The sequence below is a fragment of the Streptomyces sp. SAI-170 genome, assembly GCF_049739565.1.
Lineage (GTDB): Bacteria > Actinomycetota > Actinomycetes > Streptomycetales > Streptomycetaceae > Streptomyces.
Genome location: NZ_JBMGQD010000001.1, coordinates 4,105,523 through 4,127,436, shown reverse-complemented (window position 1 = coordinate 4,127,436; position 21,914 = coordinate 4,105,523). Strand labels below are relative to the sequence as shown.

General features: G+C 72.3%; 15 protein-coding genes. 9 read left to right on the top strand and 6 right to left on the bottom strand.

Going from position 1 to position 21,914, the window contains the following annotated elements; translation table 11 throughout:
- Positions 1-112: 112 nt before the first annotated feature.
- The 7 genes from RKD23_RS18470 (at position 113) to RKD23_RS18440 (ending at position 6,613) form a co-directional block, all read left to right on the top strand.
- A complete protein-coding gene (locus RKD23_RS18470) occupies positions 113-1,072 on the top strand; it encodes an SDR family NAD(P)-dependent oxidoreductase (RefSeq protein WP_424854673.1) in 960 nt (319 codons plus the stop codon).
- Positions 1,069-2,313, top strand: a complete 1,245-nt coding sequence (locus RKD23_RS18465; protein WP_424854672.1) for an aminotransferase class I/II-fold pyridoxal phosphate-dependent enzyme — start codon at positions 1,069-1,071, stop codon at positions 2,311-2,313. The genes RKD23_RS18470 and RKD23_RS18465 overlap by 4 nt, the downstream gene beginning before the upstream one ends.
- Positions 2,264-3,235, top strand: a complete 972-nt coding sequence (locus RKD23_RS18460; protein ID WP_424854671.1) for a diiron oxygenase — start codon at positions 2,264-2,266, stop codon at positions 3,233-3,235. Before RKD23_RS18465 ends, RKD23_RS18460 begins: the two co-directional genes overlap by 50 nt.
- Positions 3,232-4,005: a tryptophan 2,3-dioxygenase family protein gene (locus RKD23_RS18455; RefSeq protein ID WP_424854670.1), complete on the top strand. Its 774-nt coding sequence runs from the start codon at positions 3,232-3,234 to the stop codon at positions 4,003-4,005. Before RKD23_RS18460 ends, RKD23_RS18455 begins: the two co-directional genes overlap by 4 nt.
- 113 nt (positions 4,006-4,118) lie before the next feature.
- Complete coding sequence (locus RKD23_RS18450; RefSeq protein ID WP_424854669.1) at positions 4,119-5,096, top strand: pirin family protein; 978 nt, start codon at positions 4,119-4,121, stop codon at positions 5,094-5,096.
- A gap of 124 nt (positions 5,097-5,220) precedes the next feature.
- Positions 5,221-5,454, top strand: coding sequence for a hypothetical protein (locus RKD23_RS18445; protein WP_424854668.1), 234 nt, complete (start codon positions 5,221-5,223; stop codon positions 5,452-5,454).
- 73 nt (positions 5,455-5,527) lie between these two features.
- Positions 5,528-6,613: an AI-2E family transporter gene (locus tag RKD23_RS18440; protein WP_424854667.1), complete on the top strand. Its 1,086-nt coding sequence runs from the start codon at positions 5,528-5,530 to the stop codon at positions 6,611-6,613.
- Here the strand turns inward: RKD23_RS18440 and RKD23_RS18435 are convergent.
- Positions 6,556-8,730 (bottom strand): SpoIIE family protein phosphatase, encoded by a 2,175-nt coding sequence (locus tag RKD23_RS18435; protein ID WP_424854666.1) that lies wholly within the window; start codon positions 8,728-8,730, stop codon positions 6,556-6,558. The genes RKD23_RS18440 and RKD23_RS18435 overlap by 58 nt on opposite strands.
- A 165-nt stretch (positions 8,731-8,895) precedes the next feature.
- On the opposite strand from RKD23_RS18435, the gene aspS reads away from it, so the two are divergent.
- On the top strand, positions 8,896-10,659 hold the full coding sequence (aspS, locus tag RKD23_RS18430) for an aspartate--tRNA ligase (protein WP_424854665.1): 1,764 nt from the start codon (positions 8,896-8,898) through the stop codon (positions 10,657-10,659).
- An 81-nt stretch (positions 10,660-10,740) separates the two neighbouring features.
- Here the strand turns inward: aspS and RKD23_RS18425 are convergent, their stop codons facing one another.
- The 5 genes from RKD23_RS18425 to RKD23_RS18405 all read right to left on the bottom strand — a co-directional run bounded on the left by RKD23_RS18425 (position 10,741) and on the right by RKD23_RS18405 (position 21,446).
- The gene (locus RKD23_RS18425) at positions 10,741-12,156 is read right to left on the bottom strand and encodes an FG-GAP repeat protein (RefSeq protein ID WP_424854664.1); all 1,416 of its coding nucleotides are present in this window, start codon (positions 12,154-12,156) and stop codon (positions 10,741-10,743) included.
- A gap of 107 nt (positions 12,157-12,263) precedes the next feature.
- Positions 12,264-15,164, bottom strand: coding sequence for an FG-GAP-like repeat-containing protein (locus RKD23_RS18420; RefSeq protein WP_424854663.1), 2,901 nt, complete (start codon positions 15,162-15,164; stop codon positions 12,264-12,266).
- 79 nt (positions 15,165-15,243) lie between these two features.
- Positions 15,244-17,760, bottom strand: a complete 2,517-nt coding sequence (locus RKD23_RS18415; RefSeq protein WP_424854662.1) for an FG-GAP-like repeat-containing protein — start codon at positions 17,758-17,760, stop codon at positions 15,244-15,246.
- A gap of 147 nt (positions 17,761-17,907) precedes the next feature.
- The gene (locus tag RKD23_RS18410; protein ID WP_424854661.1) at positions 17,908-21,018 is read right to left on the bottom strand and encodes an FG-GAP repeat domain-containing protein; all 3,111 of its coding nucleotides are present in this window, start codon (positions 21,016-21,018) and stop codon (positions 17,908-17,910) included.
- A gap of 62 nt (positions 21,019-21,080) precedes the next feature.
- Positions 21,081-21,446 carry a PH domain-containing protein gene (locus RKD23_RS18405; protein ID WP_404037248.1) on the bottom strand — a complete coding sequence of 122 codons (366 nt, stop codon included), beginning with the start codon at positions 21,444-21,446 and terminating at the stop codon, positions 21,081-21,083.
- A 141-nt stretch (positions 21,447-21,587) separates the two neighbouring features.
- On the opposite strand from RKD23_RS18405, the gene RKD23_RS18400 reads away from it, so the two are divergent.
- Positions 21,588-21,908, top strand: a complete 321-nt coding sequence (locus tag RKD23_RS18400; protein WP_424854660.1) for a hypothetical protein — start codon at positions 21,588-21,590, stop codon at positions 21,906-21,908.
- Positions 21,909-21,914: the final 6 nt, after the last annotated feature.

Genomic DNA, 21,914 nt, shown 5'->3' with positions numbered 1-21,914 from the left:
CTTCATGTAGTCGGGCCCGTCCCAGGGGCGCCCGGGGCATATTTCTTCACAGGTTCTCTACATTTCCCCGTGAAGTGTCCGCGACCCACGGCACCATCCCCTGGGGGCCTGCATGGCGGCTGCACGGAACGTACTGATCACCGGAGGCTCGGCGGGAATCGGCCGGGCATGTGTGGAGCGGTTCGCGAGAGCCGGCGACCACGTCTGGTTCACCTATCACTCGGGGCACGCGCGGGCGGCCGAACTGGTCGCACGCCTCGCCCACGCCGACCGGCGCCCGCGCGCCTTCGCCTTCCGGCAGGGCGAGTGGGACGACCACGAACGGCTCCTCGCCGAGCTGCCGGGCCCGGTCGACGTCCTCGTCAACAACGCGGCGGTCGGCTCCAAGACCGTCGAGTCCTACGTCCCCGGCCCCGACCACGTCAGGGACGCGGCGTTCCTCCAGATCAACGCGGTGGGCCCGCTGTGGCTCGTGCAGCAGCTGCTGCCGGGCATGCTGGCGCGCGGCCGCGGCAAGGTCGTCAACGTCTCCAGCGTCGGCGGCGGTGTGGCGCCCTTCCCCGGCTTCCGGGTCGCCGACGGCATGAGCAAGGCCGCGCTCGCCTACCTCACCCGGCATCTGGCCGCCGAGCTCGCCCACGCGTGCGTGGACGTCGTCGCCGTGTGCCCCGGTGCCGTCGAGACGCCGATGTTCGAGGCCAGCACCCTCGCCGGCCTCACCCCCGAACGCCGTGCCGCCGTCGAGGCCGCCCTGCCCCGCGGCCGGCTCATCAGCCCCGAGGAGATAGCCGAACTGGTCTGGTGGCTCGCCGGCACCGACTCGGGCGTCCTGCACGGGGCGGTGATCGACGCGTCGATGGGCCTGGGCGCCCACCCGGGCCTCCTCACGGGCTCGGCGGCACTGGCCCACGGCCCGGAGGAGCATCGGGCCACCGGGGCAGCGGGGCAGGGGCCTTTGCCGGAGCCGGTGTCTGCGACGCCTTTACAGGAGCCGGCGTCCGCTTTACGGGAGCCGACGTCCGCGCCGACGGTGCCGACCTCGGTCCCCGACCCCGCCGGAGCCCCCCGATGACCCGCGTCTCGCGGCAGGCCGCACGGCTGGTGGCCGGGACGCCCGCGATTGCCGAGGCGCATTTTCGGGCGGAGGCGTATCCCTATCACCCGCGGCTCAGGCCCGACGGGTGGCTCAACCTCGGTACGGCGGAGAACCGTCTCCTGGCGGACCTGCACACCGGGCAGCGGCCTCCGCCGCTCGGCGAGGCCACCACCCGGTACGCCCCTCTGTACGGCACCGCCGAGCTGCGCGAGCGGGTGGCCGGGCATCTGGGTGTCGATGCCGAGGACCTGGTGGTGGTGGCCGGGGCGACGGCCGCGCTGGATGTGATCGCGAGTGTGCTGTGCGACCCCGGCGACGGGATCGTCGTACCGACGCCGTACTACGGGGCCTTCGACACGGATCTCGCGGGACGCTCCGGCGCCCGGCTGCTGCCCGCGCCGCCGGACCCGGCCGACGGGTACGGGCTGTGGCCCGAGGGCGTGCGGCGGGTGCTGGCGCAGGCGCGGCGTGCGGGGACGGTCGTGCGGGCCGTCGCGCTCGCCTCGCCCGGCAACCCGACCGGCAGCGTCCACCCGGCCGCCCTCCTGCGCGAACTGGCGGGCGTCGCGGCCGAGTTCGGTGTCGACCTGATCGCGGACGAGATCTACGCCGGGTCGGTGTTCGAGGGCGACTTCACCAGCCTGCGCGCGATCGACGGGCCGCGCGTGCACACCGTGTGGGGCTTCGCCAAGGACTTCGGGCTGTCCGGGCTGAAGGCGGGCGTGCTGCACACGCCGGACCCCGACGTGCGGGAGGCGGCCCGTGCGCTCGCCTACTTCGCGCCCCTGTCCACCCACACCCAGGCCGTGCTCGCCGAACTGCTCTCCGAGCCGGCGCGGGTCGCCGCGTTCCTCGGCGAGAACCGCCGCCGCCTCGGAGTCTCGTACGAGCGGGCCGCCGCGCTTCTCACGGCGTACGGCATCCCGTACGCCCCGGCCCGGGCCGGCTGTTCCGTCTGGGCCGACCTCGGCGCATGGCTGCCGCCCGCCGGTGAACGCGCGCTGTGGCGGGACATCCTCGACGGCACCCGCGTCAGCATCCTGCCGGGCGAGGCCTTCCACGCCCCGCGCCCCGGCTGGTTCCGCGTCTGCCACTCCCTCGACGCGGCCGTCGTCGCCGAGGCCCTGACCCGGCTCGGCCGGTTCCTGGACGGGAAAGGAGGCCCCCGTGGCGAGGGACGACAGCACACCGCCGGGACCGCTCGACCGCTGGTATGAGCAGGCGGGCGTCCGCACCGGGGTGCGCCGGATGTTCCACGAGGACGCCGAGCGCGGCAAGGTCCTCTTCCCGGCCGCGCTGGTGCCGTACGCCGGCCACGAGGCCGTACGCGCCCTGCCGCCGGAGCGGGTGCGGGAGGTGACGGTCCGGCACCTGTACCAGTTCCTGCTGTCCACCACCCATCTGGAGACCCGGGTCGTCAACGCCGCCGCCGAGCCGGTCGCCAACGGCCGCGCGGGCCTGGACCTGCCCGCCGCACTGCGCCTGGACGCCTTCAAGGTGTACTGCGACGAGGGCTACCACGCCCTGTACAGCCTCGACCTCGCCGACCAGGTCGCGGCCGTGACCGGCATCCCCGTCCCCGGCTGGGACTACGGCGGCTTCGTGGAGCGGCTGCGGGAGACGGGCCGCGCACAGCTGCCCGAGTCTCCCCGGCTGGCGGAACTCCTCCAGGCGGTCGTGTTCGAGACCCTGATCACGGCCGTGCTGAACGAGGTGCCCGCCGACGAGACGGTCGCCGCCCCGGTACGCGACCTGCTGCGCGACCACGCCCGCGACGAGGGACGGCACCACCGTTTCTTCTCCCTGTTCTTCAGGGAGTTGTGGGTGCGCCTGACCCCCGCCGAGCGGGCGGGTGCGGCCCGTGCCCTGCCCGCGCTGATCCGGGCCGCCCTGACCTGGGACCTCGGCCCGGTGCACGCCTCGCTGCGGCTGGCGGGGCTGGACGCGGACACGGCCCGGCAGGTGGTGGCCGACACCTACGCGGGCGGCCCGGGGGAGCGGCGGCTGAACGAGATGGCCCGCGCCCTGCTGCGGCTGTGCGCCGCGACGGGCGTCTTCGAACTCCCCGGCGCCCGCGACCACTTCGCGGCACACGGCCTCGGCGACGGAAGCGGCGCCGGACACCTGGAGCACTCATGAACAGCACACCCCTGACCGCTGCGGACACCTTCACCTACGCCGAGTACCTGCGGCTGCCCGCCCTGCTCGCCCAGCAGGTCCCGCGCACGGGCGGCACGGCCCACGACGAGCCGCTGTTCATCGCCGTGCACCAGGTGCACGAGCTGTGGTTCAAGCTGCTCCTTGCCGAGCTGACCGACGCCCGCGACCGGATGCTGGCGGGCGAGACCGCCGTACCCGTGCTGCGGCTGCGGCGCTGCCGGGAGATCGAGAGCGCGATGCTGGCGGCGCTGGAGGTGCTGGACACGATGGCGCCGGGTGACTTCCGGGCCTTCCGGGGCGCGCTCGGCACGGCCAGCGGGGCGCAGTCGGCGCAGTTCCACGAGATCGAGGCGCTCTCCGGCCGCACCGACGTGGCCCCGGTCGGCCTCGGCGCCTGGCTGACGCCCGCCGAGCGGGCCCGGCTGGACCGGCGGCTGCTGGAGCCGTCGCTGTGGGACGCCTTCCTCGCCGCCCTGACCGCGCAGGGCTTCGCCTGCGGCAATCGCGCCGAGCGCAGGCGGACGTACGACCGGATCGGGCGGGGCGGCACCGCGGCGGGTGAGCTGGCGGCGGCGCTGCTGGAGCACGACCGGGGCTGGGCGCGCTGGCGGGAGCGGCACGTCCGGGTCGTCGAGCGGCAGCTCGGGGCCGCGCGGGGCACGGGCGGCAGCACCGGGTCCCCCTATCTGCGGGCCCGGGCCGCCCACCGGTTCTTCCCGGAGCTGTGGGAGATGTCCGGGACGCGCTGAATGGACCGCCTGGTGCGGGAGAGCCCGGAGGGGAATGCCCTCCGGGCTTTTCGCGTTGCGGGTGGCAGAAAGTTCAATCGTCAACTAAAATCGGAGCACAAGGAGGTACCGACATGCCTGCAGTGACCGTCGAGAACCCGCTGACGCTGCCCCGCGTGACCGCGCCCGCCGACGCCGTGGCACGTCCCGTGCTCGCTGTCACGACCGCGCCGAGCGGTTTCGAGGGCGAGGGCTTCCCGGTGCGCCGAGCGTTCGCCGGGATCAACTACCGCTATCTGGACCCGTTCATCATGATGGACCAGATGGGTGAGGTGGAGTACGCGCCGGGCGAGCCCAAGGGCACCCCCTGGCACCCCCACCGTGGCTTCGAGACCGTCACCTACATCATCGACGGGATCTTCGACCACCAGGACTCCAACGGCGGTGGCGGCACCATCACCAACGGCGACACCCAGTGGATGACCGCCGGCTCCGGCCTCCTGCACATCGAGGCCCCGCCCGAGCACCTCGTCATGTCCGGCGGCCTCTTCCACGGCCTCCAGCTGTGGGTGAACCTGCCGGCCAAGGACAAGATGATGCCCCCGCGCTACCAGGACATCCGCGGCGGCAACGTCCAGCTGCTGACCACACCCGACGGCGGCGCGCTGCTCCGCGTCATCGCCGGTGAGCTGGACGGCCACGCCGGTCCCGGCATCACCCACACCCCGATCACGATGATCCACGCCACCCTGGCGCCGGGCGCCGAGATCACCCTGCCCTGGCGTGAGGACTTCAACGGCCTGGCGTACGTGCTGGCGGGCCGGGGCGCGGTCGGTGCCGAGCGCCGTCCGGTCAACACGGGCCAGACCGCCGTCTTCGGCGCCGGGGGCTCGCTGACCGTCCGCGCGGACGAGAAGCAGGACTCCCACACCCCGGACCTGGAGATCGTCCTCCTCGGCGGACAGCCCATCCGTGAGCCCATGGCCCACTACGGCCCGTTCGTCATGAACACCAAGGACGAGCTGATGCAGGCCTTCGAGGACTTCCAGAAGGGACGCCTCGGCACCGTTCCGGCCGTGCACGGCATGGACGCGAGCGGGCCGCAGGCCTGACCGACCGGACGAGGGGGCGCCGGCAGCGTGGTCGGCGCCCCCTCGTCCATCCCGCCCGAAATCCGGGGGCGCGCAGGGCCCGGCCTGGTCCAGGATGCGGGGACATCTGCCACGAGGAGCCTGCATGCCCGCCCCCTCCGGTTTCACCTACAGCAGTCATGGCGACGGAAGCGTCGTCATCACCCATCGCGGCCGCCGGGCCGCCACCCTGCGCGGGGACCGGGCCGCACGGTTCCTCGACGAGGTCGGGTCGGGGGACGCGCAGCTCGTGATGGCCCGCTGGACCGGCTCGTACAAGTTCGGCAACGAGCGCACCGCCCGCGACCACCCCAGGAACCGGGGACGCGGCCGCCGCTGAAGCCCTGACGCTCCGTCACCCGACCGGCCCGTCCGGGCGGGACAGCCCGCGCCGGGCGTGGTGCGCTGAAGGCGTGCAGGACTCCGCCCCGCTGCTCCCCCGCCCCGTCCGCCGCCTCGCCGCCTGGTGCGCCGTCCTCCTGCTCCTCGCGGGCGTCGGCTGGGTCGCCGTGCGGCTGTGCGTCGTGTTCCGTACGGCGGTGGTGCCCGTGCTGCTCGCGCTGCTCGGCACCGCCCTGCTCGGGCCCCTCCACCGGCGGCTGGTCAAGGCGCACCTGCACCGCTCGCTGGCGGCCGCGCTGACCTGTGTGGCCGTGGTGTGTGTGGTCGGCGGGGCCGTGTACATCGTCGTCGCCGCGCTCATCGACACCGGCGACCAGATCGTCGCCTCCCTCAAGGACGCCGCCGAGTCCCTCGCCGACCACTTCGGGGCGGCCGGCACCTCCCTCGACGACATCGCCTCCAACGCCCGTGAACTGGCCTCCAAGTTCGGCAGCACCGCCGCCTCCGGTGTGATCAGCGGGGTCAGCGTCGTCGGCGAGTCCATCGCCATGGCCGTGCTCGCCCTGCTGCTGGTCTTCTTCTTCCTGCGTGACTCCGACAAGGCCGCGGGCACCCTGCGCGGACTCGCCCCGCGCGGCACCGGCGACACCCTGGAGGCCATGGCGCGCCGCGCCTTCCACGCCGTCGAGGGCTTCATGCGCGGCACCACCCTCATCGCGCTCATCGACGCCGTCTGCATCACCGTCGGCCTGCTGATCCTCGACGTACCGGGCGCGGTCGGGCTCGGGGCGCTCGTCTTCGTCGGCGCCTACATCCCCTACCTCGGCGCCTTCCTCTCCGGCGCGGTCGCCGTGCTGGTCGCGCTCGCCGACCGGGGGTTCGTGATCGCGCTGTGGGCGGTCGGTGTGGTGCTCGCCGTGCAGGTGCTGGAGGGGCATGTGCTCCAGCCGATGATCCAGAGCCGGACCGTGCAGATGCACCCCGCCGTCGTCATGGTCGCCATCACCGCGGGCGCCTCCGTCGCCGGCATCCTCGGCATGCTGCTCGCCGTGCCGGCGACGGCCGCCGCGTTCGGGGTGCTGAGCGAGCTGCGGGTCCGCTACACGCCCGCGGCCGCGCCGCCCGGGTCGCCTCCGGCCGAGCCGTCACCGTCGTAGGACACGCTGTCGTCGCCCTCGCACAGCTCGAACCAGATGCCCTTGCCCTCGCCCCGTGGCGCGACCCCCCACTCGTCCGCCAGCAGCTCGATCAGCACCAGGCCGCGCCCGGAGGAGGCCAGCTCGCCGGGGTGGCGCCGGTGCGGCAGGTCGTCGCTGGTGTCGGAGACCTCCACCCGCAGGCGTCGCCCGGCGCCCTCGCCGGTGACCTGGGCGACCAGCAGCGCGTCGGCGTCGGTGTGCACCAGGACGTTGGTCAGCATCTCCGACACCAGCAGCACCGCCGAGTCCAGCTGGTCCTGGGACGCCCAGTCGTGCAGCAGCTCCCGCAGGTGCCGGCGGGCCACCGCGATCCGCTCCGGCTCGGCCTGCGCCACCGTCAGCATGGTGCGCCGCACGGGAGCGTGTACGGCCGGCGAATCCCCGCAGCCGCAGCCCTCGCCCTTGCGGCACAGCAGCAGGAACGCGATGTCGTCCTCACGGCGGTCGGCCAGCGGGCCGGTCGTGTGGTGCGAGGACGGCCCGTGCACGGCCTGCACCAGGGAGTCGGCCAGCTCCTCCAGGTCGCCGTCGTGCAGCTCCAGGATCCGGCGGATGCGCGCCCAGCCGGAGTCCAGGTCGTGGCCGCCGGTCTCCATCAGACCGTCGGTGCAGATCATCATGACCTCGCCCGGCTCCAGCGCCAGCCGTGTGGTCGGGTAGTCGCAGTCCGGGTCGATGCCCAGCGGCAGCCCGCCCGCGGTGTCCCGCAGCAGCACCGTGCCGTCCGGCATCCGGATCACCGGGTCCAGATGCCCCGCCCGGGCCGCCTCCACCACCCCGGTGGCCGGGTCGACCTCGACGTACAGACAGGTCGCGAAGCGCAGGTCGGCACCGTCGTCGGCGATGCCGTGCAGAAAGCGGGAGGCGCGCGAGAGCACGGCATCGGGCCGGTGCCCCTCCGACGCGTACGCCCGCAGGGCTATCCGCAACTGCCCCATCAGTCCCGCCGCCCGTACGTCATGCCCCTGCACATCCCCGATGACCAGGGCGAATCTGCCGTTGGGCAGCGGGATGAGGTCGTACCAGTCGCCGCCGACCTGGAGGCCGCCGCCGGTCGGGATGTAGCGGGCCGCGACCGACATGCCCGGGACCTCGGGGCCGAGGGAGGGCAGCATCGAGCGCTGGAGGCCGTCGGTGAGCTCCCGCTCCGACTCCGCCGTCCCGGCGCGGGACAGGGCCTGCGCCAGCATGCGGGCGACCGTCGTCAGCACCGAGCGCTCGTCCGGGGTGAACGCCACCGGATAGGCGAAGGCGGCCATCCAGGCGCCGATCGTGCGCCCGGCGACCGTCAGAGGCAGGAACGCCCACGACTGGCGGCCGAACTGCTGGGCCAGTGGCCAGGTCAGCGGATAGCGGCGGGCGTACTCCTCCGGGGAGGGCAGATACACGGCCCGCCCGGTGCGTGCCACATCCGCGGCCGGATAGGCCGTGTCCAGGGACATCGCGGCGAAGGGTCCCTCGTCGCCGGGCCGGTGTCCGTGATGACCGATGATCGTCAGGCGATCGCCCGAGACGCCGAACACCGCCAGCCCGTCCGGCGAGAACCCCGGCATCGACAGGCCGGCCGCCACCCGCAGCACCTCCGCGGTGGACCGCGCCTCGGCCAGCGCCCGGCCCGCGTCCAGCAGGAACGCCTCCCGCGAGCGCCGCCAGTCACCGGTGACCGTCCGCCGGTCCGCCGGGGTGCCCGGCGCGGGCTCGGTGACCTCCTGGAGGGTGCCGATCAGCTCGTAGGCCCGCTTGTGCGGATCGAAGGACGGCTTGGAGCGGCTGCGTACGACCCGGACGATCCGGCCCTGCTCGTCCATGATCCGGATGCGGACCTCGGCGAGCGTGGACTCGGCCACCGCGAGCTGCACCACACCGGTGATCTCGTTCCAGTCCACCGGATGCAGCCGGGCCCGCACCTGGGACTCGCTGAGCGTCGTCCCCTCGGCGGGCAGCCCGAGCAGCCGGGCCGCCTCCGCGTCCACCCTGACCAGGCTCGTCGACGTGTCCCAGTGCCACAGGCCGGTCGCGAGAGTGGCGAGGACCTGCTCCACGGCGGGCAGGGGCAGGGGCTCACCAGTGCGCATTGCCCCACTTTAAGAAAGGGTGTTCGCATCCTGCCACCGAAGGGTGCCGTGACCCCCGTCCCTTATAGGGGGAGCCGATCTTCGCCTGCCCGGTACCCTGGGTCGTGTTTCACGTGAAACACCCTGGAACACAGACCCCGATCCGCGAAGACTGGATGAACGACGATGCATCGGTACAGGTCCCACACCTGCGGCGAGCTCCGCGCCTCTGACGTCGGCACCGACGTCCGGCTGAGTGGCTGGCTGCACAATCGGCGCGACCTGGGCGGCATCCTCTTCATCGATCTGCGCGACCACTACGGCATCACGCAGCTCGTGGCCCGTCCGGGCACCCCGGCCTACGAGGCCCTGGACAAGGTCTCCAAGGAGTCCACCGTCCGCGTCGACGGCAAGGTCGTCTCCCGCGGCGCCGAGAACATCAACCCCGAGCTGCCCACCGGCGAGATCGAGGTCGAGGTCGGCGAGGTCGAGCTGCTCGGCGCGGCCGCCCCGCTGCCGTTCACGATCAACGCCGAGGACGGGGTCAACGAGGAGCGGCGCCTGGAGTACCGCTTCCTCGACCTGCGCCGCGAGCGCATGCACAAGAACATCATGCTGCGCACGGCCGTGATCTCCGCGATCCGTCACAAGATGACGGCCCTCGGCTTCAACGAGATGGCCACGCCGATCCTGTCCGCGACCTCCCCCGAGGGCGCCCGTGACTTCGTCGTGCCGTCCCGTCTGAACCCGGGCAAGTTCTACGCCCTGCCGCAGGCCCCGCAGCAGTTCAAGCAGCTGCTGATGATCTCCGGCTTCGACCGCTACTTCCAGATCGCGCCCTGCTTCCGCGACGAGGACGCCCGCGCCGACCGCTCGCCGGGCGAGTTCTACCAGCTCGACATCGAGATGAGCTTCGTCGAGCAGGAGGACATCTTCCAGCCCGTCGAGAAGCTGATGACCGAGCTGTTCGAGGAGTTCGGCGGCGGCCGCCACGTCACCTCGCCGTTCCCGCGGATCCCGTTCCGCGAGGCGATGCTGAAGTACGGCTCCGACAAGCCCGATCTGCGCGCCAAGCTGGAGCTCGTCGACATCACCGACGTCTTCGAGGGCTCGGAGTTCAAGGCGTTCGCGGGCAAGCACGTGCGCGCCCTGCCGGTGCCGGACGTCTCCGCCCAGCCGCGCAAGTTCTTCGACCAGCTCGGTGACTTCGCCGTCTCGCAGGGCGCCAAGGGCCTGGCCTGGGTGCGTGTGGCCGAGGACGGCTCGCTGTCCGGCCCGATCGCCAAGTTCCTCACCGAGGAGAACGTCGCCGAGCTGACCAAGCGCCTGTCGCTGGCCCCCGGCCACGCCGTGTTCTTCGGTGCGGGCGAGTTCGACGAGGTCTCGAAGATCATGGGCGCGGTGCGGGTCGAGGCCGCCAAGCGTGCCGGGCACTTCGAGGAGGGCGTCTTCCGGTTCTGCTGGATCGTCGACTTCCCGATGTACGAGAAGGACGAGGACACCGGCAAGATCGACTTCTCGCACAACCCCTTCTCGATGCCGCAGGGCGGCCTGGAGGCCCTGGAGAACCAGGACCCGCTGGACATCCTCGGCTGGCAGTACGACATCGTCTGCAACGGCGTCGAGCTGTCCTCCGGCGCCATCCGGAACCACGAGCCCGAGATCATGCTCAAGGCCTTCGAGATCGCGGGCTACGACCGTGACACGGTCGAGGAGCAGTTCGCCGGCATGCTGCGCGCCTTCCGCTTCGGCGCCCCGCCGCACGGCGGCATCGCCCCGGGTGTCGACCGCATCGTGATGCTGCTGGCCGACGAGCCCAACATCCGCGAGACCATCGCCTTCCCGCTCAACGGCAACGCCCAGGACCTGATGATGGGCGCGCCGACCGAGCTGGACGAGGCGCGGCTGAAGGAGCTGCACCTGTCGGTGCGCAAGCCGCAGCCGAAGTAAGTCACCCATGAGAAGGGGGCCGGAGAGCACATCTCCGGCCCCCTTCGTCTGTTGCGGCTCAGATGATCCGGACGGTGTGGCTCAGATGATCCAGAACAGCCCGAAGCCGCCCAGCCAGCCCTCGTACCACTGGGGCATGCCGAGCGAGTCCAGGGTGAAGACGCGGCTGCCGGTGGCGGTCGGGCGGGTGTCGCCGCCGGGCAGCATGAACACCGCGCCGTTGTAGTGGTTCTCGCAGGCCGCGCCGATGAACAGCTCCGGCCTGCCGTCGCGGTTCACGTCCCCGGCCGAGACCGTCGCGCCGAAGCAGTCACGGGTCTCGTTGACGCTGGGCACGCCGGGCGTGTTCTGGTGGAACGAGTAGCCGCCGGCGCCGAGCGGGCCCGTGCGGCGGCCCGGGATGACGGTGACCACGCCGGTCCGGCGGACCTCGCCGACGGTCTCGTACGGCGCGCCGACGACGATGTCCGCGGCGCCGTCCCGGTTGAGGTCGGTCACCGCGAGGGCGGCGCCGAACGTGTCCTGCTTCTCGCTCGTGCCGGGCACACCCGGAGTGTCCTGGGTGATCACCTCGGGTGCCGCGTCGGTGGTGATGCCGCTCGCCGAGCCGCGCCACAGCAGCACGCGGCCGCCCAGCTCGCCGTCGACGCCCGGGGTGAAGGGCGTCAGCGGGTCGCCGACCACGAGGTCGGTGTAGCCGTCGGCGTTGACGTCACCGGTGGCGGCGATGAACCCGTTGCCCTTCTCCAGCACCGACCCTGCTGCGGCGCCGGTCTGGTTGACCCGGACCTGGCTGCCGGTGATCTCGGGGCGCCGCCAGCCGAAGTCGACCTGGTCGGGCATGCCGTCGCGGTTGAAGTCGCCGAGCGCCACCGACCCGACCAGGGGCCCCTCCTCACGCTCGCCCTGCGTGACCGAGCCGTAGCCGCCCGAGCTGGTGAAGGGCCCCTTGATGACGACGGTCCCGTCCTCCCCGCCGACCATGACCTGGGCCTTCGCTCCCGGCCCCGTGCTGATGGCCGCCACGTCCTCGCCGTAGAGACCGTTGTACGACGGCTTCGGCAGCAGGCTTCCCTTGCGCAGGCCGCTGCTGCTGCCCCACATGACGGTGACCGTCCCCGTGTTGGAGCCGCCCCCCGGTGCGCCGATGACCAGGTCGGCGTATCCGTCGCGGTTCAGGTCGGCCGTGGCGGTGGACGTGCCGAAGTTGGACGAGTTCTCGACCGGTGCCGGGACCCCGGCCGAGTACGCGGTCAGGACCTGACGCCGGCTCGCGGTCGAGACCCCGTTCGCGGAGCCGTACAGGATGACCACGGCTCCCGGCCGCGCGTTGTCGCCGTTGTCGGCGCCGGGTATCGGCAGCACCACGTCCCGGTACCCGTCACCGTCGAAGTCGCCCGGCACGGCGCCGTGCACGGCCGCTGCGGGGCCGGCCGGTGCCAGTGTCCCCGCGATCAGTCCGGCGGCCACGAGTGCGGCCGCCCCCCATCTGCCCATGTCTGTCCCCTTCCCCAACGCCCTTTGAGAAAGGGGACTTGTCGCGGCTCTGGTTGGTTGTACGGCGGATTGCGTCGAGTTGTACGGCGTGTGTCCCCGCCCGGTCATCAGATGATCCAGAACAGTCCGTAGCCGCCCAGCCAGCCCTCGTACGACTGCCGCATGCCGAGCGACTCCAGGGTGAAGACGCGGCTGCCGGTGCCCGTCGGGCGCGAGGAGCCGCCGGGCAGCATGAACACCGCGCCGTTGTAGTGGTTCTCGCAGGCCGCGCCGATGAACAGCTCCGGCCTGCCGTCCCGGTTCACGTCCCCGGCGGACACCGTGGTGCCGAAGCAGTCCGTGGTCTCGTTGGCGCTGGGGACACCGGGCGTGTTCTGGTGGAAGGAGTAACTGCCCGCACCGAGGGCGCCGGTCCGGCGGCCCGGGATCACGGTGACCATGCCGGTCCGGCTGACCGCGCCGACGGTCTCGTGCGGTGCGCCGACGATGATCTCCGCCGCGCCGTCCCGGTTGAGGTCCGCCACCGCGACGGCGGCCCCGAAGATGTCGCCCTTCTCGCTCGTGCCGGGCACACCCGTGGTGTCCTGGCTGATCACCTCGGGTTCCGTGTTGGCGGTGATGCCGCTCGCCGAGCCGCGCCACAGCACCACCCGGCCGCCCAGCTGGCCGTCGACGCCCTGGTTCCAGGGCGTCAGCGGGTCGCCGACCACCAGGTCGGTGTAGCCGTCGCCGTTGACGTCACCGGTGGCCGCGATGAACCCGTTGCCCGACTCCAGCACCGTCCCGGCTGCGGCACCGGTCTGGTTCAGCCGGATCGGGCTGCCGGTCAGGGCCTTCTCCCGCGCACCGAAGTCGACCTGGTCCGGCATGCCGTCGTGGTTGAAGTCGCCGAGCGCCACCGACCCGGGCAGCGGTCCCCGCTCGCGCGGGCCGTACGTGACCGAGCCGTAGGTGCCGGAACTGCTGAAGGGGCCCTTGAAGACGACGGAGGCGTACTCCCCGCCGACGACGACCTGGGCCTTCTCGCCCGGTCCCGCGCTGACGGCCGCCACGTCCACGCCGTAGTTGCTGAAGTAGGACACCGGCTTTGGCAGCAGGGTGCCCGTGCGCAGGCCGTTCCTGCTGCCCCACATGACGGTGACGGTCCCTGTGCTGTCCCCGCCCCGTGGTGCGCCGATGACGAGGTCGGCGTATCCGTCGCGGTTCAGGTCGGCCGTGGCGGTGGACTGGCCGAAGCTCGCCGACTCGGCGACCTCTGCCGGGACGCCGGGCGAGAGCTCGGTGATGACCTGACGCCGGCCCCCGGCCGACACGCCGTTCGCGGAGCCGTACAGGACGACGACGGCACCCAGACCCACACCGTCACCGATCCTCGCGGTCGGTATCGGCAGCACCACGTCGCGGTAGCCGTCCCCGTCGAAGTCGCCCGGCACGGCACCGTGGATGGCCGCGGCCGGGGTGGCCGGTGCCAGCAGCCCCGCGACCAGTCCGGCGGCCACGAGTGCGGCCGCCCCCCATCTGCCCATGTCTGTCCCCTTTCCCAACGCGCTTGTGGAAAGGGGGACATGCCACGGCTTCAGTTGGTTGTACCGCCGGTGGAATCGAGGAGCCTCAGCAGGCCCTTTCCGCCGAGCCAGCCGTCGGCCTGTGCCATGCCGAGCGACTCCAGGGTGAAGACGCGGCTGCCGGCGCCGGTCGGGCGGGAGGTGCCGCCGGGCAGCACGAAGACCGCCCCGTTGCCGGAGTTCTCGCCGGCCGCGCCGACGACCAGGTTCCGGCTTACCGTCCCGGTTCAGGTCGCCCGCGGAGACGGTGGTGCCGAAGAAGTCGCCGGCCTCGTTGCCGCTGGGCACACCGGAGGTGTCCTGGTGGAAGGAGTACCCGCCGGTGCCGAGGGCGCCCGAGCGGCGGCCGGGGATCACGGTGACCGTGCCTGCCCGCTCCACCGTGCCCACGGTCTCGTAGGGCGCTCCGACCACGATGTCGGCGGCGCCGTCCCGGTTGAGGTCGGCCACGGTGAGGCCGCCGCCGAAGCGGTCGCCCGCCTCGCTGGTGCCGGGGACGCCCGAGGTCTGCTGGGTGATCACCTCGGGCTTCTGCGCGCGGGTGATGCCGTTCGCCGAGCCGCGGTAGACCAGCACGCGCCCGCCGAGCTCGCCGTCGGCACCCGGGGTCACGGGTTCCAGCGGGTCTCCGACCACGAGGTCGGGGTAGCCGTCGCCGTTGACGTCTCCGGTGGCGGCGAGCAGGCCGTTGCCGTTGGCCAGCGGCTCGGGCCAGGTCTGCGTCCCGGCCTGGTTGGCCATGATCGGGCTGCCGCTCAGCTCGGGGCGGAGCGCCCCGAAGGCCACCTGGTCGGGGCTGCCGCTGCGGTTGAAGTCGCCGAGGGCGACGGAGCCGACGGCTTTGTCCGTCCGGGTCACGACGCTGGAGCCGATGGAGCCGTCCTTGGCGAACGGGCCTTTGTGGACGGTCGTCCAGTCACCGCCGCCGACCAGGATCTTGGTCTTGGAGCCCGTCCCCAGGCTGAGTGCGGCCAGGTCGAGGCCGTCGTCGTCCTGCCTGACCTCCTGCGGCAGCCGGGTGCCCTTGGTCAGGCCGTTCCGGCTTCCCCAGAGCACCGTGACCTGCTGGTCCGCTTCGCTGTGCGGGGAGCCCACGACCAGGTCGGAGTAGCCGTCGCGGTTCAGGTCGGCCGTCGCCGTGCTGGTGCCGAACTGGTCCCACGCGTCCAGGCGCCCGGGAACGCCGGGCGAGTCCTCGGTGATGGTCTGGCGCCGGCTCGCCGACGAGACGCCCCGGGAGGAGCCGTACACCACGACGACGGCACCCGCCCATTCGGCGCCCTGGAGGGTCGCACCCGGCACCGGCAGCACCAGGTCGCGGTACCCGTCGCCGTCGAAGTCCCCCGGCACCGCCCCGTGCACGGCGGCGGCCGGCACGGCCGGCGCCAGCGTCCCCGCGATCACCGCGGCGGCCACGACCGCGGCCGCACTCCATCTGCGCATGAGTGTCCCCTTCTTCGACGCATGATCGAAGAAGGGGACCGCTCAGCACTTCGAATGGTTGTAAACGCTCAGAACACGCTCAGAACACGCCCTTGTACGCACCCCACCCCGTGCCGGCCTTCACACGGGCCCCGAACGTCCCCGTCCCGGTGCCCGCCTGACGCCACAGCACCCCGGCCGTGTCGCGGGCCACGAGGTCCGCCTTGCCGTCGCCGGTGACGTCGCCCGCGCCGAGGACCAGGTTGTACGAAGCGCCCCAGCTCGCGGCCAGCTTCACCCGGGCGCCGAAGGTGCCGGAGCCCGTGCCGAGGTAGCGGTACAGGTTGTTCGACGTGTCCTGGGCGAGGAGGTCGCCGATGCCGTCGCCGTTGAGGTCCCCGGCGCCGACGATCTTCTTGTACGCCTTCCAGCTCGTGTACAGCTTCACGGGTGCGGCCAGCTTGCCCGTGCTCGTGCCCTTGTGGAGGTACACCGCGCCCGTCGAGGCGTTACGGGTGATCAGGTCCGGGCGGCCGTCCTTGGTGAGGTCGCCGGGGGCGGTCAGGACGTCGTACTGGTTCCAGCCGGTGCCGAGCGCGGTGTACGGCGTGCTGGTCTTCAGGGCTCCGCCGCAGGTCGGCTTGTAGGCGCGCAGGGCGCCGGTGCTCAGCCGGACGAGGACGTCGTTGCAGCGGTCGCCGCTCAGGTCGCCGAGCGCCACGAACCGGACGGTGGTGGGCCAGCCGGTGCCCAGTTCGCGGGTCGCGGTCAGGTTGGTGTGGCGCATGTGCACGCGCCCGGTGGAGGTGAGCATGAGCAGGTCGCCGCCGCCGTCAGGGACGCCGTACGAGCCGCCGAAGTCGTGGAGGACCGGGGCGCCTCCGGCCACGGTCACCGGGCCGCTCGCCAGCGTCGTGGTGCCCGGCACATCCGGCTGGGTGGCCGTCAGCGTCCAGTTCACCCTGCCGTTGGCGGCCCAGGCGCCGGAGGTGGTGCGGCCGTCCCAGGAGGCCTCGATGCCGGCGATCCCCTGGGTGCCGGTGAGGGTGCGCAGGGTGCGCCCCGACCGGTCGGTGAGGGTGAGGGTCCAGGACTCGACCGGCCGGTTCGTGTACCAGCTCGGCTTCCAGAAGCCGGTGGCCTTGAAGTCCACGGACGCGGGCACGGACGACCCGGTGACCTTCAGCTGCGGCCAGGCCGTGCGGGACGCCTGGAGTCCGGCGGCCCGGTAGGTGGTGGACTGCAGCCAGCTCCACACGGCGGTGGCCTCGTTCGCCGACCGTGCCGCGATCTGCCCGGTCAGGTACTCGTGCAGGCTGCCCTTCACCCCGCGCGCGGGAGACCAGGTGCCGCCGACGCGCGTGGCCTGCAACAGGCCCCGGCCGTACTGGCCGCGCTGGTGCCACAGGGCGTGGATCGACCCGTCGGGCGCCATCTCCGCGTCGTACACGGGGCTGGAGTCGGCGTCGCCGGCGACGTCGCCGGTGGACAGGATCTGCGGAGCCGACCACTGCCCGGTGTCGGTGTCGAAGGTGGTCGTCTGCACGCTGTTGGCCTGGTAGTCGGACCAGACGAGCGTCACGTCGCCGTCCGCCCCGACCATCGGGTCCGGGAACTGGAAGAGTTGCTGGACGCCGGTGACGGCCGTCTCCGGCTGCCCCCACTCCCCGGCGTACGACCACCGGCGCATCACCTGGAGCGTCTTGTTCTTGTCCGGCCACACCAGCACCGCCCCCTGCGGGCCGGCCGACAGCGTCGGGGCCCCCAGGGGAGCCACGTCGGTGGTGACCAGCTGCGGGGTCTGCCACACGTCACTCCCGGCGGGCCGGACGGCGGTCATGACGTGCACGGTGCCGTACCCGAACGGCTCCATCCGGTACGACACGACCATCTCGCCGGACGCGTCGGAGGCGACCTCGGGGCTGCTCACCCGCATGCCGCTGTAGGGCCCGGCGTACGCGGACGCGTTGCTGACCTTCCGCGGCGCGGTGTGACTGCCGTCCGGCGCGATGACGCTGGCGTACACCTCGCTCGACGTGGTCGCCACGGCGTTCACCGGCAGGGCGGTCCATACGGCGGCGAGCGTGCCGTCCCGGCCCTCCGTGAGGTCGAGACCGCGGACACCGAGCTGCTGCTCGGGGATGACGAGGTCGGTGGGTATCGACCACTCCGTCTGCCCGGCGCCGAGTATGGCCCGGGACAGGCGTGCCGGTCCCGTGCCGATGCCCTGCGAGGTCGGGTTCGGGAACTCGGCCCACAGGGCGACGACCGAGCCGTCGGCGCGCGCCGCCAGCTCGGCCTCCCGGACGGGCGCGGTGCTGAGCGGCACCGGAGTGCTCCAGGTGTCGCTCCCGGCCGGGCGGGTGGCGGCGTACAGGATGCCGGGGTCGTTGTTCTCGCTCCGGATCCACACGGTGACGGCGGTGCCGTCGGCGGCTACGGCGACGTCCTGGACGCGGGTGCGCTCGGTCGCCAGATCCACCGCCTCCGTCCACGGCGGCAGCGCGGTCGCGGCGGCGGCCGGAGCGGCCGGCAGCGTGGCGGACGCCAGGACGAGCGAGACGGTGACGAGTGCGGTGGCCGCGGCACGGTGGCGCGGCAGGGCTGATCTGCCCATGTGTGGTGTTCCCTCCCCGTGGGAGGCGGGTGCCTCCCCGGGGGGACTCTACGTCGCTTGTGAGGAAACAGTGAACGCGATTGACCTTGTGGGAGCGGGAGTTGACAGGGTGATTTCGGTCCAGACCGTTTTGTCGAGCCGTGGTGGTCAGGACAGGGACTTGTAGCCGCCCCAGCCGGTCCCGATCTTCACGGGCGAGCCGAACGTGCCCTTGCCCGTGCCCGACAGGCGCCACAGGTACCCGCTGGTGTCGCGGGCGACGAGGTCGGCCTTGCCGTCGTCGGTGAGGTCGCCGACACCGACGACCGCGTTGTAACGGCTGCCCCAGTTGGACGCCACCTTGACGCGGGACGCGAACGTGCCGTTGCCCTTGCCGTCGTAGCGGTAGAGGGCGTTGGCCTTGTCCTGGGCGATCAGGTCGGGGCGGCCGTCGCCGGTGATGTCGCCGACGCCGACGACCCTCTTGTAGGTGCGCCAGTCCGAGTAGAGCTTCACCGCGGTGGACAGCTTGCCCGTGCTGAGGCCCTTGTAGAGGTACACCGTGCCCGTGGACGCCTTGCGGGCGAGGAGGTCCGGGCGGCCGTCGCCGGTCACGTCACCGGGCGAGGTGAGGACGTCGAACGTCGTCCAGCCGCCGGTCGCGAGCGTGGTGTACGGCGTCGACGGCCTGAGCGCGGCGTTGCAGCCGGGCTTGTAGAGGCGCAGGGCGCCGCTGGACAGGCGGACGAGGACGTCGTTGCAGCGGTCGCCGCTGAGGTCGCCGAAGGGGACGGCTGTGACGGAGGTGGGCCAGCCGGTGCCGGCCGTCCGCTCGCCGAGCTTGCCCGTGCCCGTGCCCGAGTGGAACGTCAGCGCGCCCGTGGAGCCGAGGGTGAGCAGGTCGCCGCGGCCGTCGGGACCGTCGGGGCTGACGAAGTCGCGGCGGACCGGCATGCCCCGCTGGAGGAAGACACCGCCCGTGGCCACGGTGTTCACGGAAGTGCTGCCGACGCCGGTCGCCCTCAGGGCCCAGGTCAGGTGGCCGTTGGGGAAGCGGGTTCCGTCGGACGCCAGGCCGTTCCACCGCACCGCCACGCGGGCCGCGGTGGCTGTGCCGGTGATCGTGCGCGTGGCCTTGCCGTTCGCGCCGCTCTGGACGGAGGTGAAGGTCAGGGACCAGGAGGTGACCGGGCGGGACAGCAGCCATGCGCCGTTCCACGGTGCCGACGTCGACGGCTCGGTGTAGCTCTCCGTCTCCGACTCGAAGGCGGTCACGGCGGACGGCGTGATGCCGGTGGTGGCGACGTGCGTGCGCTCGTAGCCGTCGAACCAGGCGACCAGGCCCGTGTACTCGTCGACCGTCCAGCGGTAGCGGCGGTCGACGGCGAGTCCGGTGTCGGGCAGGCCGGAGGCGACGACGCGGGTGGCGCCGGTGGCCGCCTCGGTCAGGACCAGCTCGTCGGTGCCGTGGTCGTGGCGGACGGTGAAGCCGTCGCCGAGCAGCACGTCACCGGGGGCGACGGCCCTCGACGTACGGGCCTTGGTGTCGTACACGCCCGCCGAGTTCGTGCCGCAGGCCCAGTACACCCAGCGGCCGGCCGCCTGGAGCTGGCTCGGCACACAGGCCAGGCCGGGCACGGTCACCGTGGCGAGCGTCTTCATCGCGACGAGGTCGTACGACGAGAGCTTGCCGAGCGTGCTCGCGCTCCAGAGCGTGGCGCCGTTCAGGGCGGCGGCGCGTGCGGGCCGCTTCACCCGCTGGCCGTAGCCGAACCGGCCGACGTACTGCGTGCCGGCCGCGTCGTAGATCGCGTACTCGTCGGAGACGTCGACGATCGAGCCGCCGCGTGTGCCGAATTCCAGCTCGTGGCCGCCGATCGCGACCAGCCGGTCGTCGCCGCCGGTGCCGCCCTCGCCCATGCCGCCGTGGGTGTCCAGGTAGGCGTGCTGGCCGTCGACGTTGCCCCACAGCGCCGAGCAGGTGGTGCCGGGGTAGGGGCAGACGGGCTCGTACATCGAGCCCCTCGCCGTGACGGCGGACGCCGTCAGGGTGGTCGAGCCGTTCGTGGTCAGGGTGCGCACGGACGTGGTGTCCGTGGTGGTGCTCGCCGGGTCGTCCGCGGCGACGCGCAGGTTGCCGCGGCTGAGGGCGATGCCGGTCTTGGTGTTCTCCAGGGCCGGGGGCTGGTAGACCTTCTCCAGCTTCAGCGTGCCGTCCGCGGCCTGGCTCACCCGCTGGACCCACCGGTCGGTGATGGCGCTGCCGCCGGTGACGAGGGCGGAGCCGTCACCGCTCGCGAGCGTGTACTCGCCGGCGCTGGGCAGCAGGGTCTGCTTCACGGACGGGTCGGTGACGTTCACCGCGACGAGCCTGGTGGTGGTGTCGTTCACGTATCGCTGCAGCAGCAGCCAGTCGCCGACCAGGACCGGTTCGCCGTCGAGGCCGTAGGACAGCTCGGGCACCTCGACCAGCTCTTCCTCGGCGGCGAGGTCGGCGCGGGACTTCAGGTGCAGATAGCCGCTGTAGGTGTCGTACCAGCCGACGCGGTCCTGGCTCATCACGGTCTTCGGGCGGTAGACCGTGTCGTCGAACGCCACGGTGGCCGTGGCCGTCTCGACGTCGATGTAGCCGAGCCCGTAGTTGCCGTACGCCACGAGGACACCGGAGGAGTCCGCGGCGCGTACGTCCGTGCTCTTCACGCTCGTCGGCTCACCGCCGATGGGACGGGTGCGCCAGGTGCCGTCGACCTCGTCCAGCAGGGAGTAGGTCGTGAGGACCGTGTCGCCCGCCAGGGCCCGGTAGTAGCCGTGGTCCGTGGCGTTCCAGTCCACCGTCCTGGTGGTGCCCGTCGCCGGGTCCCACAAGGTGGCCTGGGCGTCGGACGCCGTCTTCGGCAGCGCGATCACGTCGCTGTCCGAGCCGTACCAGGCGTCGCGGCAGGCCGAATCGACGTCGGCGCAGGCGGTGTCGGGCGTGTAGACGCCGCTGGCGTCCTCGACGGTGACGGTCCGGCCCGTCGCGTAGTCCGTCCACAGCAGGCCGTCCCGGCCCTCATGGCGGTGCAGGAAGCCGGTGTCGCCCGTGACGTACGGGCGTTCGGTGCGTGCCTTGGTGGTGCTGGGATCGGTCAGTGTGATCCCGGTGGTGTCCGCGGCAGCGGACTCCGCGGCCTCGCCGTCCTTCGGTGAAAGGACGACGAGGGACGTCGCCGTCACGGCGACCACGAGCGAGGAGACGGCAGCGGTCAGACCGCCCCGTCTCGGGGCGAATCTGCCCACGTGAGAACCCTCCCCAGCGAGGGCCCGCGCCCTCGCACAAGTGGCCGAATACTACCTGTCGATCAGCGGGCCACGTACTGGGTGAGGATCGCCTGCACCTCGTAGATGTCCACACCCTTGGTGAAGGTCTTGGTGATCGGCAGCTGCGAACCGGACACCCAGATCTTCAGCTCGGCGTCCAGGTCGAACGTGCCGGCCGTCTCCACCGCGAAGTGCGTGATGCTGCGGTACGGGATGGAGTGGTACTCCGTCTTCTTGCCCGTGATGCCCTGCTTGTCGACCAGGATCAGCCGGCGGTCGGTGAACAGGATGGTGTCGCGGATCAGCAGGTAGGCGGCATGCACCGTCTCCCCCTGCCCGAGCAGCCTCGCGTAGTCCTGCGCCGCCTGCGCCGGGTCGATCGGGTGCGCGTTGCCGAAAAGAGCCATGGAAAAGGACCCCCCACATGTGTGTCGCATGACCAGGTGAGCCATGTGATCTTGGGCCAGGTATACCCGGTGCGTGCGGCGGCGGAGAAGGGCTGTTACCCGGCTGTGTCGCTGCTGAGCACAGCCTGCGAAGCTTCGGCCATGGGCATCGAGCTGGAACTGCACAGCCGCGGGGGGCGCTCACGGGACACCCTGCTGCGCGGGTCGTACGAACACGGCGAGGCGCTCGCCCGCGCGCTGGAGCGCATCGGGCCCCGGGACGCGGACCGGCTGAGCCGGGTGGACCCGTACGGCGACACGTTCTTCGGCGAGCAGGACGCCGGGGCCGCCGCGCAGGAGGCCGAGGCCCTCGCCGGCCGGTCGGCGAACGAGGGGGAGAAGGCCGCCCTGCTCGACCTCGCCGCGCTCCTCGCTCAGTGCGCGGCGACGCCGGGCAGCCACGTGTGGTTCATGGGCGACTGATCGCCC

Coding starts and splice junctions, on each gene's coding strand:
- RKD23_RS18415 (WP_424854662.1), bottom strand. CDS start 17,760: ATGGGCAGATCAGCCCTGCCGCGCCACCGTGCCGCGGCCACCGCACTC.
- RKD23_RS18405 (WP_404037248.1), bottom strand. CDS start 21,446: ATGGCTCTTTTCGGCAACGCGCACCCGATCGACCCGGCGCAGGCGGCG.
- RKD23_RS18470 (WP_424854673.1), top strand. CDS start 113: ATGGCGGCTGCACGGAACGTACTGATCACCGGAGGCTCGGCGGGAATC.
- RKD23_RS18425 (WP_424854664.1), bottom strand. CDS start 12,156: ATGGGCAGATGGGGGGCGGCCGCACTCGTGGCCGCCGGACTGATCGCG.
- RKD23_RS18455 (WP_424854670.1), top strand. CDS start 3,232: ATGAACAGCACACCCCTGACCGCTGCGGACACCTTCACCTACGCCGAG.
- RKD23_RS18445 (WP_424854668.1), top strand. CDS start 5,221: ATGCCCGCCCCCTCCGGTTTCACCTACAGCAGTCATGGCGACGGAAGC.
- aspS (WP_424854665.1), top strand. CDS start 8,896: ATGCATCGGTACAGGTCCCACACCTGCGGCGAGCTCCGCGCCTCTGAC.
- RKD23_RS18420 (WP_424854663.1), bottom strand. CDS start 15,164: ATGCGCAGATGGAGTGCGGCCGCGGTCGTGGCCGCCGCGGTGATCGCG.
- RKD23_RS18435 (WP_424854666.1), bottom strand. CDS start 8,730: ATGCGCACTGGTGAGCCCCTGCCCCTGCCCGCCGTGGAGCAGGTCCTC.
- RKD23_RS18400 (WP_424854660.1), top strand. CDS start 21,588: ATGGGCATCGAGCTGGAACTGCACAGCCGCGGGGGGCGCTCACGGGAC.
- RKD23_RS18450 (WP_424854669.1), top strand. CDS start 4,119: ATGCCTGCAGTGACCGTCGAGAACCCGCTGACGCTGCCCCGCGTGACC.
- RKD23_RS18465 (WP_424854672.1), top strand. CDS start 1,069: ATGACCCGCGTCTCGCGGCAGGCCGCACGGCTGGTGGCCGGGACGCCC.